Source organism: Nakamurella sp. UYEF19, from assembly GCF_040546275.1.
GTDB lineage: Bacteria > Actinomycetota > Actinomycetes > Mycobacteriales > Nakamurellaceae > Nakamurella.
Window position 1 is genome coordinate 41,678 of record NZ_JBEPNO010000021.1, and the last position, 11,549, is coordinate 53,226.

Below are 11,549 nucleotides of genomic sequence, written 5' to 3' on the forward strand. Positions count from 1 at the left end.
TGTAGTCAGCGGATCCGACAGCCGCGCGATCGACGGATCGGGCTCAGCCTCCGCTGCGCGGATGCCGGGTGTCGACGCAGCTGATACACCGTCCCCAGTCGGACCAGGCGGGCGAGACGATCTGGCTCGTCGAACCAGGGATCGGCCGAGAGCAGCGTGGCCGCCGTGGCGAAGTGGGGCGCGGCCTCGTCAGGTCGCCCGGTGGCCAGCAGCAGCTCGCCCAGCTCCTCCGAGACGAAACCGTCCTCGGGGCCCTGGACCAGGCGGCTCTGGATGGCCAGGGCCTCGTCGAAGCGGCCGAGGGAACGCAGTGCCCGGGCGACGGACCACTCGGCGATCCGGATCCGCTTCGCGATTCCGGTTTCCTGGTTCGCGGTGAGCGCGCCCTCGAATTGCTCCAGGGCGCCGGGGAAGTCGCCTCGGTCGTGCAGGGTCCAGCCGTAGTTGTTCCGCAGGGAGCCCATCCACCGTCGGGTGCGTGGATCGGTACTGGCCTCGGTGGCGGCCAGTGCCTGGCGGGTCCACTCGTCGCTGCGTTCGTCATCGGCGATCGCCAGCATGTGCAGGGCGTCCACCACCAGGAAGTCGTCGCCGGCGTCCGCAGCGGCCGTGGCCGCTGCCTGGAAATGCGGAACGGCGGCCGCCGCCCTCCCGTTGGAGTTGTCCACCCGCCCGCGTTCCAACTCCAGGCGTGCCCTGACCTGCGGATCATCCCGCCCTTCGGCCTCGACGGCGGACAGTTCGGCCAGCGCCTCCTGTTCGAGGTGCTGCAAGGTCAAGGCACGCGCGACCTGGGTGCGGAGCTCCGCGTGGGCCGTGGATCCAGGCTCCAGACGCGAGAGCTCCACGTGAAACCTCTCGGCCGACGCCGCCGGATCGTCGAAGTCCCACAGCGCGTCGAGCCGGGCGCCGTCCAACTTGTTCTCGGTACTCATCGGGACATCCTGACACCTGCGATCCCACCGGTCCCGAAGAAGTTTGCCGATCTCGCCGATCACGAGATCGAACTCGTCGAGGTGCAGGGTGATTTCGTGTGGCACAGCCACGATCAGACGGCGGCACTCCTGATCGAGCCTCAGGGCGTCGTCAACACCGGGAACGCAGGCGGCCCGCCCACCAATGCGGTCGTCGCTGTGCCCTGATCGCGGTCAGGACCTGTCGGGGGATGCTGTGGCCAGGAACTCCGTCAGGACTTCGACGACCATGCGGTGGTCCTCCGACTGGGGTAGCCCGGACACGGCGACGGTGCCCACCACGCCGACGCCGTCGATAAGGATGGGGAAGGCCCCGCCGTGGGCGGCGAAGTGGGCGGGGTCGAGCAGCGTCGCCTCCTCGAGGCTCTTGCCGGCTGCGGCCAGCCGCCGCCCGAAGAGGAAGGACGACACACCGAAACGGCGCACCAGCGCGCACTTCCGCTCGATCCAGGCGTCGTTGTCGGCGAACGATCCGGCCAGTGCGGCGTGGAACACCTGCTGTTCGCCCAGCCGGATGTCGACCGCGACCGGAGCGGACTCCTGGGTGGCTCTGGCGACCAGGGCGGACCCGAGCCGCCACGCCGCCGCGTGGTCGAAGCCGTCGAACACCAGGTCCGACTCCTGTTGCTCCAACTGCTGGATCAGTGCTGCCAGGTCCGACGCGGGGGGGCTCATGAACGGTGATCATCCTCCCCGTTGACGGGCGCAGTGCGGCCGCCGTCGCGGCATGGCGCACAGTCGCTCCCACCTCTGCGCCTCCACCTTCGCCAGGTTCGCAGGGGTGTCGGTGGCTCGGTGCAGAATCGGGGCCATGACCAGAGCGATGCGGGCGGCTGACGGAAGGGCCGGCTCGATGGACGGTGAACACGCTCCGGACGCCGTCGCGCTTCTCGACACGCCCGTCGGTCGGTTGACGATTTTCGTCAGCGACGTCGGAGTGGCCGCAATCGCGTGGGGAGACCGACAATCGCATCCTTCGGTGGGCCGTGAGCCTGCGAGGGGTGTTCCGGTGGTTGACCCCCAGCGGACGCGGCCGGCCGTCGAGCAGCTGACGGCCTACTTCGACGGGGACCTGACCGAGTTCGATCTGGTGCTCGATCTGCGGGGTGTCACCACCACCAGCCGGAAGGTTCTGGAGACCCTCTGCGAGAAGACGCCGTACGGGTCCAGCGTCACCTATGGAGAGCTCGCGCATTCGAGCAACACCGGTGTGCCCGCGAGAGGGATCGGCTCGATCATGGGCTCCAATCCGGTCCCGATCGTGGTGCCTTGTCACCGTGTGCTTGCCAGCACTGGTCTGGGTGGATACAGCGGGGGAAATTCGGGTGACGGCCTGAGGACCAAACGGTGGTTGTTGACACTGGAGGGTGTGCTGCAGCCCACACTCGATTGGATCGATCCCCGGCTCACCGGTAGGTCGGATGGCTGACGCACAACCCCGTACACCTGAGAAATGTCTCCGAAGCGCGCCTGCGTCGTCGTCGAAGTTGATCACGATCGGGTCACAAAAGGGTGTAGGTGAGGTTGAGTCGATGTCGGTGCGACACGCCGGGGCGAAACGCCGATCAGCTACCCACATATTTCATCCACACCGTCCACCGGGCACCCTGGACTCCTGACCAGCAGCGATACCCGCCGACGAGCCACATTTCCCCACGTTGTCCACATCAGTCCCCGCTGCCGACCTGCGCAGATCCCGATTGCTCCACAAGGTGTCCCCGGTCGGTTCACGGCCTGTCCACAGGGTGCATTTGGCCGCGGTGCTCAGCGGGCCTAACGTCCGACTGCGTTCTCGACCGGGACCACCTGACATCGCTTCCACCGCTGACTGTCGGTGGTCACCGGTAGAACAGGGGTTCGGATGTACGACGAACGAATATTGGAGGCGGTAACCAGATGGCGGTGATCGACGACCGTTGGGCAGCAGCACCCTCTTCGGAGCCGCCCCGGCAGTTCGACCGGCAGCCGCCGCAGGATCTGGCCGCCGAGCAGTCGGTGCTCGGCGGCATGCTGCTGAGCAAGGACGCGATCGCCGACGTCGTCGAGGAACTCAGCACGGGCGACTTCTACAAGCCCGCGCACGCGACCGTCTACGACGTCATCCTCAACCTCTACGCGCGCGGTGAGCCGGCCGACGTCGTCACCGTCGCGGCGGAGCTGGACAAGGCAGGCACGCTGTCCAGGATCGGCGGAGCGGTCTATCTGCATACGCTGACCAGCGCGGTGCCCACCGCAGCCAACGCGGCCTTCTACGCCCAGATCGTCGCGGAGAAGGCCGTGCTGCGTCGGCTGGTCGAGGCCGGCACGCGGATCGTGCAGCTCGGTTACGGCGGCAACGAGGGTCAGGTCGGCGGCGGTGAGGTCGACGAGATCGTCGACCGTGCGCAGGCCGAGATCTACGAGGTCACCGAGCGCCGCACCACCGAGGACTACGTGGTCCTCGAAGAGCTGTTGCAGCCCACCATGGACGAGATGGACGCGATCGCCAGCCGCGGCGGCATGTCCAACGGCGTGCCCACCGGCTTCGCGGATCTGGATGCCCTGACCAACGGGTTCCACCCCGGCCAGATGATCATCATGGCGGCACGGCCTGGTGTCGGAAAGGCGCTCGCCCTCCACACTCCGCTGCCCACGCCGACCGGGTGGACGACCATGGGTGAGGTACAGGTCGGCGACCTTCTGCTGGGCGCAGACGGGAGGCCCGTCCCCGTGGTGGCCGCCACCGAGGTGATGGAAGATCGCCCCTGCTATGCGGTGACCTTCTCCGACGGCGAAGTCATCGTCGCGGATGCCGAGCACCAGTGGCTGACCGAGACGCGAGCGTCGCGGCGGTCCGCCCAGCAGGCGGCTACCGGAGACAACCACCACCAGAGCCAGCGGACGTTCGGCGAGGTGCTGACGACCAAGGACATCCGGAACACCCTGCGCTGCCACCCGGCCGACGCTCGCCTGAACCACTCTGTGGCCACTGCAGCCCCGCTCGAATTGCCTGAAGCCGATCTGCCGATACCGCCATACGCCTTGGGCGTGTGGCTCGAGGCCGGCGACAGCGATTCCGCGCGCTTCTCCGGGTTGGACGTCGAAATCGGTATCAACATCGAGAACGACGGTCTGCCGGTCGTGCAGCAGGGTGAGCGCGACTACTCGATCGACTCGATCCAGGCGCGCCTCCGCGCGCTCGGCTTGCTGAACGACAAGCACATCCCCATGAGCTACCTGCGGGCTTCGGAGGCGCAGCGTCGTCTGCTCCTGGCCGGGCTCCTGGATACCGACGGCACGGTATCGCCCGGCGGAGAGGTTCAGTTCGGCGTCACGAATCCGACTCTGGCCGCTGATGCGTACGAGCTGATCGTGAGCCTGGGCTACCGGTGCAGCGTGATCACGAAGCAGGTCAGCGGGAGCACGGCGGAATCCTCCAGTCTCTACACCCTGAACTTCTCGACCAGCGACGAATTGTTCCGGTTGCAGCGAAAGCTGTTAGTGCACAAGGAATGTGCCCGCACACTGTCGGACGCTCGACGAAGGATCCGCTACATCGTCGATGTTGCACCGGTGGCGTCGGTCCCGGTGCGGTGCGTGCAGATCGACAACGCCGACCGCCTGTATCTGGCCGGTCGGTCGATGGTGCCGACCCACAACAGCACGCTTGCTCTCGACGTCGCCCGGAACGCGTCGGTGAAGCATCGGCTGACGTCGGTGATCTTCTCGCTGGAAATGTCCAAGACCGAGATCACCATGCGCCTGCTCTCGGCGGAGGCGCAGATCAGGCTGTCGCAGATGCGCGCCGGCACGATGAGCGAGCAGGACTGGCAGAAGATCGTCCGCCGGATGAGCGAGATCTCCGACGCCCCACTGTTCATCGACGATTCCCCGAACATGACGATGATGGAGATCCGTGCCAAGGCGCGAAGGCTCAAGCAGCGCAACAACTTGAAGCTGATCGTGCTCGACTACCTCCAGCTCATGTCCTCGGGCAAGAAGGTCGAATCCCGACAGCAGGAAGTCTCCGAATTCTCCCGGCAGATGAAGTTGCTGGCCAAGGAACTCGAGGTTCCGGTGATCGCGATCTCCCAGCTGAACCGTGGTCCGGAGCAGCGGACCGACAAGCGCCCGATGCTCTCCGACCTCCGTGAGTCCGGGTCGCTGGAGCAGGACGCCGACATGGTCATCCTGGTCCACCGGCCCGACGCGTTCGAAGCCGACGACCCCCGCGCCGGCGAGGCGGACCTGATCATCGCCAAGCACCGAAACGGTCCCACCACGACGATCTCGGTCGCCCACCAACTGCACTACTCACGGTTCACCGACCTCGCCGCGCAATAGGTCCTACCCGGGGCGGTCCGATCAGTCACGGTTCGCCGTCAACTCGTCTTGACGGTCCCGCCGTCGATCACGATGTCGGCGCCGAGGATGTTGGGCGCCGCGCCCGACACCAGGAACGTGATGAGGGACGCGACCTCCTCGGGTTCGGTGATGCGGCGTGAAGCCATGCCGAAATGGTCTGGGATGGCGGCCAGAAACTCCTGGTGTCCCACGCCGTTCGCGGCAGCGACCCTGGAGCCGAAACCCTCCGGATCGCGCCAGAGCGCTGTGCCGACGACGCCCGGCGACACCGTGTTGACCCGGACACCGCGAGGTCCGAACTCCTCGCTCGGTCGTTTGCCGAAGGCGGTCAGCGCTGCCTTGGCCTCGCTGTAGCCGACCGGACCGGGGGCCGGGATGCGAGCGTTGATCGACGAGACATTGACGACGGCGCCCTGCCGCTCGAGCAGGCTGGGCATGGCTCCACGGGTCGCCCACACGGCGCTGAACAGGTTCAGGTTCAACAGCTCTCGCCACTGGTCATCGCCGATGCCGAGGAACCCGCCGAGACCGAATCGGTCCGCGTCGCCGGCGCCGACATTGTTGACGAGGATGTCGATGCCGCCCAGCTCGGCCAGCGCCGCATCCACGACGGTCGCGGCGCCGTCCGGGGTGGACAGGTCGGCCGGCACCGCGGCCACGCTCACCTCCTCCAATTCGGGAGTGATGGTCCGCGCCGCTCCCACGACCTGTACCCCTTCACGTGCGAGCGCCCGGGCGGTGGCCAGCCCGATGCCGCGGCTCGCGCCCGTCACGAGTGCCGTCTTGCCTTGCAGTTGAAGATCCATGACGGCAGCCTTTTTGGAACTGTAGGACCAATATGAGGACAGCGAGGAGGCCGCGCGGAGCGGTTCGGTCCAGCGGAGGGTCAGCCGGCTCGGTCGGCTGGCGGAGGCGGGTCGGCGGGGTCGGCGCGGAGTGATGGCGGTCGGCGGAGAACAGCGACTGCGGAGTCGATGATGCGGTAGAGCGTCGGGGCGTCGTAGGTGATGGCCATGACGCGCAGGCCGGCAAGAGTGTTGGCCAGGAATTCGGCGACCGCGCGGGCGTGGACATCATCATCGACGTCCCCGTCGCGGCGGCCCTGTTCGATGCGGGCCGTCAGCGCACCGATCGGGCGATCCTGCATCCGGCGGACCGTCCGGGCGATCTCGGGGTCGTGGCCGGCGAGTTCCACTGCGGTGTTGGCCACCAGGCAGCCGCGCCGCAGAGGTTGCGACAGGTCGAAGTCGACGATGGACCGGAGGGCGAAACGGATGCATTCGATGGTGCTGCCGGGGCGCGCCAGCAGGTCTGCTGCGATCGCAGAAGACTGCTGATCGTATCGAACCAGGGCTCGGGCGAACAGTTCTCGCTTGCTGCTGAACGCGTTGTAGAGGCTGCCCTTGGCGATGCCGGTGGCCTCCGACAGCTGGGCCGGGGAGGTGTTCGCGTAGCCATGAGTCCAGAACGCGTCCATCGCGCGCTCGATGACGACGTCGTCATCGAAGTTGCGTGGCCGTCCCATGGGAAGACCGTAGGCGTTCTAGACCGACTGGTCAAGAAGTCGGACCGGCCAAGTCTTCATCAAGACGAGGACCCGTCGACGACGTCCCGTCGCGGACGGCCGCCGCGTCAGGTCAGGTCGGTCACGATCTGCCGACGGGGGTTGTCCGGCAGTTCGGCGGTGTCCAAGCCGATGCGGCGGGTGGCGAGGGCGTCCCCGAAACCACCGACGGCTCCGCCGAGCACGGGAATCCGGCGGGCGACGAAGCTCGCCACCCGCTTGCCGCCGACCCCGGCCAGCAGCTGACCGGTGACCGCCCGCGCGATCTTCTCCGAACGCTCCGGTGACGGACCGGCGTTGAGCAGTACCGCGGGGGAAATGGTGCTACCGGTCTCCTTGGAGAGGGACTTCCGGGCGTCCTTGTCGAGCAGGCAGACCAGGATCGCGTCGCGCACCTCGGGACGATCCAGCGAGTACCCCCGCAGATGCACGATCGAGGCCGCGAGGTGGCACTGGATGAGTGCCACGGCGGCGAGGTTGGTCGGCATCGTCACCGCCATCGTGACGAGACCGCCGATGTTGGTCAGGAAGCCCTGCGCGCCGGCCAGCCGCAGGTGGTTGTCGATCAACGACTCGATGGCCTTGTTGACGTTGCCGTTCGCCCGCAGCAACTGGGTGTCTGCGGACCTGGCTGCGCCCGGGATGGGGCCGGCGCCATCGATCGCACGTTCCAGGATGTCGCGGACGGCAGGTCCGGTCACCCCCGGGGCAAGTCTCTTGGCCACTGCGCTGCCGAACGATCCCACCAGGCTCACGGTCGCCCTTTCTTTCCGGTCGTGCACCCTGAAAGGTGCGGGTCATCTTCGTGCAGCGAGGTCGCTGCAGCCGCGGGCCGAAGGTCCGGCCCCACAGGTGACATACCCAGTCTGCGGGATTTCATCGGCGTGCGGGGCTGGGTGTGGGTGCGCGGGCGGTGGGGTCGGCACCTGCTCGAGTCCTGGTTCGGACGACTGCCCGACTAGCCGGCTGGGCGGTTGCGGTAGCGGCCCACCAGCTCCCGGCTGGCGGCTTGGTTGCGGACGGGCGGCAGGCCGGCCTTGATCAGGGTCAGGTCGTCGACCACCATGTCGCCGATCTGCTGGAACGCGGCCGGAATGCCGCCGGCTCGGTGCGCCGAGAGCACCAGTCCGTCGAGCGACCGTGCGCGGTGATCGGCCGGCATCGGCTCGTCCGGCCACACGTCGACGCCTACCAGAAACCGGCCGGCCGCCACCCGATCCAGCAGGGCGTCGTAGTCGACGACAGCAGCCCGGCTGACCAGGACCACCCTGGCCCCGAGTGGGATCAGGTCCAGTTGGGCGGGACCCAGCAGGTGCTGGTTGGCGTCGGTGACCGCCGCCAGCACGAACAGGAACTCGCTGGCCGACAAGGTCTCCTCCAGTGACGCCGGCCGCAGGTCCGCCTCGCCGAGGACGGCCGCGGGCAGCCAGGGGTCGTAGACCCTCAGCATGGGGCTGAACGGAACCAGCAGCGGGCGGAGGGCTCGCCCAAGGTTGCCGTAGCCGAGGAACCCGATGTTGCTGTGCCGCAGCAGGATCGCGTCCGCATTTCCGGCACCCAGGTACCGCTCGAAGCCCCGCCGGAACGCCCGGTCCTCCCGGCTGATCCCGCGAGCCAGGTCGAGCGCCAGACCCAGCGCGTATTCGGCAACGGCCTGCGCGTAGGCCGGTCCGCATCCCAGCACGTGGACCCCGCCCCGGAACAGGGTCGGGTAGTCCACGTTTGCATAGAAGTTGCCCTCGACGTTGATCAGGGCTCGCAGCGTCGTTGCCCGTTCGGCGCTCTCGCGCGTGAGTTCCGGCTGCCCGACGATGGCGAAGGCCCTCGGCAACAGGTTCTGAAGAGCCCGGTCGGGGTCATCGGAACCGCTGAGATCCACGACGGAGAAGCGCTCGTGCAGGGCCGCCAGCGCGGCGCCGGTGAAGATGCGCTCGACCGGCTGCGGGGCGGTGGTGAGCACCACCAATGGCTTGTCAGCTGAGCCGGTCACGGGTCGCGCCCTCCGGTCATGGCTGCCGTCGGCCCGCTCGATCAGACATGGAGGTCAGGCTACCGTCGGGCGGGGGTTCTCGGGTCATGGTGGATTTCGGGCAGCGAGCGGAGAGCAGAATTCCCGATTCTGTCCGAAATGCCGGAATTATGCTCCCCGCAACTCGGATTCGCCGGCGTGTGACGCGCGTCCAGGCCGGGCGGGCGGCGGTTCAGCCAGGTCGGCGTCGGGTACCGCGTCTGGTGCCCGGCGTCGTTCCGTCGTCAGGTCTGCAGCTCGAAGCATTCCTGGAGAAAAATGTCCGCATCGCACGACCGCTCCCATCCCTATCCGCTGGGGGTGTCACTGCACGGCCAGGGCGAGCGCAGCGATGGGGATGGTCCCACCCGGGCCAACGTCGCCGTGTACAGCTCGTCCGCCGACGCGGTGGAGTTCTGCGTCTTCGATGGTGACGGCACCGAGACGCGGCACCTCCTGACCAGCCGGACCGGGCACGTCTTCCACGCTCTGGTCGACGGGGTCGGGCCCGGGACGAAATATGCCCTTCGCGTCCACGGCCCGTGGAACCCGGCCGCCGGGTTCCGGCACAACGCACACAAGGTGCTGCTGGACCCGCACGCCACCGCGATCTCCGGCGAGTACGTCTGGGGTCAGCCACTTTTCGGCCACGACATGAACGACCCGGAGACGATGGACGAGACCGACGGCGCCGGCTCCACCCCGCTGTGCGTGGTGACCGCTGACGACTTCGACTGGGGCGACGACACCCCGCCGCTGGTGCCGCTGGAAGACACGGTCATCTACGAGACCCACGTCAAGGGTTTCACCCAGCTGCACCCCGACGTGCCGGACGAGATCCGCGGCACCTACGCCGGTCTGGCGCACCCGGCGGCGATCAAGCACCTCACCGATCTGGGTGTCACCGCGGTGGAACTGATGCCGGTCCACCAGTTCGTCCAGGACGACAACCTCACCGGCAAGGGCCTTCGGAACTACTGGGGCTACAACAGCATCGGGTTCCTCGCGCCGCATGCGGAGTACAGCTCGGCCGGTAGCGACGGCGGCCAGGTCAACGAGTTCAAGGCCATGGTGAAGGCGCTGCACGCCGCAGGCCTCGAGGTCATCCTGGACGTCGTCTACAACCACACCGCCGAGGGCAACGACCTGGGTCCGACGCTCTCGTTCAAGGGCATCGACAATGAGGTCTACTACCGCCTGGTGGAGGGCGACGAGGCCCACTACTTCGACACCACCGGAACGGGCAACAGCCTCAACGTGGCGCACCCGGCGGCGCTCGGCGTGATCATGGATTCGCTGCGCTACTGGGTCCAGCACATGCACGTCGACGGCTTCCGCTTCGACCTCGCCACCACGCTGACGCGTCAGGACGGCGAGGCCTCCCACCACAGCGCGTTCACCGACATGATCGCCCAGGACCCGATTCTGGCGCCGGCCAAGATGATCGCCGAGCCGTGGGACACGGCCGGCTACCAGGTCGGCGGATTCCCGGCCGACTGGTCGGAGTGGAACGGCAAGTTCCGCGACGACGTGCGGGCGTTCTGGACCGGCGAGGACAGCGTGCTCGGGACACTGTCGCAGCGGGTGCTCGGCAGCCCTGATGTCTACGAGGGTGACCGGCGCTCGCCCGTCGCCGGTGTCGGTTTCGTGACGGCTCACGACGGGTTCACCCTGCACGATCTCACCTCGTACAACCACAAGCACAACAGCGCCAACGGCGAGGACAACAACGATGGCGAGAGCGACAACAAGTCGTTCAACAACGGCGCCGAGGGACCGACCGATGACGAAGCCGTCAACGAGCGTCGCGCCCGCGCCCGCCGGAACCTGCTGGCCACTCTGCTGCTGTCGGCGGGGGTTCCGATGCTGCTGGGCGGCGACGAGATGGGCCGGACCCAGGGCGGCAACAACAATGCCTACTGCCAGGACAACGAGCTTTCCTGGTTCCACTGGGACGCAGTGGATCTCGAGCTCCTGGAATTCACCAAGTCGCTGACCGGCCTGCGCGCTGCCCACCCGGCGCTGCGCCCCGCCTGGTTCCGACACGCGCCCGGCGACGACGTGCTCGACTGGGTGCGGGTGCTCCGCTCCGACGGCGAGGAGTTCGCGGACTCGGACTGGGACAACCCCGAGGCCAGAACGGTGATGTTCCTGCTCGGCCACCGGGACGCGGACACCTTCGCGCTCCTGCTCAACTCGGCCGAGAACGGCGTGGAGTTCGCCATCCCGGCGGCGCCGGGTCAGGACTGGCAGCTCGCGTCGTCCAGCGATGCCGAGCAGGTGGTGAGGTCGCCGGTCACCACCCTGATCGTCAGGGATGCGTCCTTCACCCTCCTGCAGTCGAAGAACTAGGCTGATCCGAAACCCGCTACCGGAGCCCAGGCCCTGCACGGGGCCCGGGCTCCGGTGTCTGACAGCAGCGGATGAGCCGGCGAGAGGACCAGAGATGGACCGACAACCGGTGTCCGGCAGTACGGTTGCGTCGATCGGCTACGACCCGTCGACCGCCGTGCTGCAGCTCGAGTTCGTCAGCGGTGACGTCTACAGCTACTTCTTGGTGCCGGCATCGGTGCACCGGGCGCTGATGGGCTCGCCGAGCAAGGGTCGTTTCTTCGGCGAGCACATCCGCGACCGGTACCAGTTCGAGCGTTGGTAGCGC

At 67.6% G+C, this 11,549-nt stretch carries 10 protein-coding genes; 4 read left to right on the top strand and 6 right to left on the bottom strand.

Features of this window, described 5'->3' with window-relative positions:
• Positions 1-5: 5 nt before the first annotated feature.
• Positions 6-935 (bottom strand): hypothetical protein, encoded by a 930-nt coding sequence (locus ABIB25_RS22195; protein ID WP_354530702.1) that lies wholly within the window; start codon positions 933-935, stop codon positions 6-8.
• 213 nt (positions 936-1,148) lie between these two features.
• Positions 1,149-1,649, bottom strand: a complete 501-nt coding sequence (locus ABIB25_RS22200; RefSeq protein WP_354530703.1) for a heme-degrading domain-containing protein — start codon at positions 1,647-1,649, stop codon at positions 1,149-1,151.
• 136 nt (positions 1,650-1,785) lie between these two features.
• Here ABIB25_RS22200 and ABIB25_RS22205 point away from each other — a divergent pair, with 136 nt between their 5' ends.
• The gene (locus ABIB25_RS22205) at positions 1,786-2,403 is read left to right on the top strand and encodes a methylated-DNA--[protein]-cysteine S-methyltransferase (protein WP_354530704.1); all 618 of its coding nucleotides are present in this window, start codon (positions 1,786-1,788) and stop codon (positions 2,401-2,403) included.
• A 467-nt stretch (positions 2,404-2,870) separates the two neighbouring features.
• Complete coding sequence (gene dnaB / locus ABIB25_RS22210; RefSeq protein ID WP_354530705.1) at positions 2,871-5,297, top strand: replicative DNA helicase; 2,427 nt, start codon at positions 2,871-2,873, stop codon at positions 5,295-5,297.
• A 38-nt stretch (positions 5,298-5,335) separates the two neighbouring features.
• Here dnaB and ABIB25_RS22215 read toward each other — a convergent pair whose 3' ends face one another.
• From ABIB25_RS22215 to ABIB25_RS22230, 4 genes are all read right to left on the bottom strand, one after another.
• Complete coding sequence (locus ABIB25_RS22215; protein ID WP_354530706.1) at positions 5,336-6,124, bottom strand: SDR family oxidoreductase; 789 nt, start codon at positions 6,122-6,124, stop codon at positions 5,336-5,338.
• 80 nt (positions 6,125-6,204) lie between these two features.
• Positions 6,205-6,843, bottom strand: a complete 639-nt coding sequence (locus tag ABIB25_RS22220) for a TetR/AcrR family transcriptional regulator (protein ID WP_354530707.1) — start codon at positions 6,841-6,843, stop codon at positions 6,205-6,207.
• 107 nt (positions 6,844-6,950) lie between these two features.
• Positions 6,951-7,637 (bottom strand): hypothetical protein, encoded by a 687-nt coding sequence (locus ABIB25_RS22225; protein ID WP_354530708.1) that lies wholly within the window; start codon positions 7,635-7,637, stop codon positions 6,951-6,953.
• A gap of 203 nt (positions 7,638-7,840) precedes the next feature.
• The gene (locus ABIB25_RS22230) at positions 7,841-8,872 is read right to left on the bottom strand and encodes an NAD(P)-dependent oxidoreductase (RefSeq protein ID WP_354530709.1); all 1,032 of its coding nucleotides are present in this window, start codon (positions 8,870-8,872) and stop codon (positions 7,841-7,843) included.
• Positions 8,873-9,169: 297 nt separating this feature from the next.
• On the opposite strand from ABIB25_RS22230, the gene glgX reads away from it, so the two are divergent.
• Together glgX and ABIB25_RS22240 are read left to right on the top strand one after the other, a co-directional pair.
• Positions 9,170-11,242 carry a glycogen debranching protein GlgX gene (gene glgX / locus ABIB25_RS22235; RefSeq protein WP_354530710.1) on the top strand — a complete coding sequence of 691 codons (2,073 nt, stop codon included), beginning with the start codon at positions 9,170-9,172 and terminating at the stop codon, positions 11,240-11,242.
• A gap of 94 nt (positions 11,243-11,336) precedes the next feature.
• Entirely contained in the window at positions 11,337-11,546 is a 210-nt protein-coding gene (locus ABIB25_RS22240; protein ID WP_354530711.1) for a KTSC domain-containing protein, read from the top strand.
• Positions 11,547-11,549: the final 3 nt, after the last annotated feature.

Bases quoted from the DNA above. Each gene is read 5' to 3' on its own strand.
- ABIB25_RS22215 (WP_354530706.1), bottom strand. From the start codon at position 6,124: ATGGATCTTCAACTGCAAGGCAAGACGGCACTCGTGACGGGCGCGAGC.
- ABIB25_RS22195 (WP_354530702.1), bottom strand. From the start codon at position 935: ATGAGTACCGAGAACAAGTTGGACGGCGCCCGGCTCGACGCGCTGTGG.
- ABIB25_RS22205 (WP_354530704.1), top strand. From the start codon at position 1,786: ATGACCAGAGCGATGCGGGCGGCTGACGGAAGGGCCGGCTCGATGGAC.
- ABIB25_RS22200 (WP_354530703.1), bottom strand. From the start codon at position 1,649: ATGAGCCCCCCCGCGTCGGACCTGGCAGCACTGATCCAGCAGTTGGAG.
- ABIB25_RS22220 (WP_354530707.1), bottom strand. From the start codon at position 6,843: ATGGGACGGCCACGCAACTTCGATGACGACGTCGTCATCGAGCGCGCG.
- glgX (WP_354530710.1), top strand. From the start codon at position 9,170: ATGTCCGCATCGCACGACCGCTCCCATCCCTATCCGCTGGGGGTGTCA.
- ABIB25_RS22240 (WP_354530711.1), top strand. From the start codon at position 11,337: ATGGACCGACAACCGGTGTCCGGCAGTACGGTTGCGTCGATCGGCTAC.
- dnaB (WP_354530705.1), top strand. From the start codon at position 2,871: ATGGCGGTGATCGACGACCGTTGGGCAGCAGCACCCTCTTCGGAGCCG.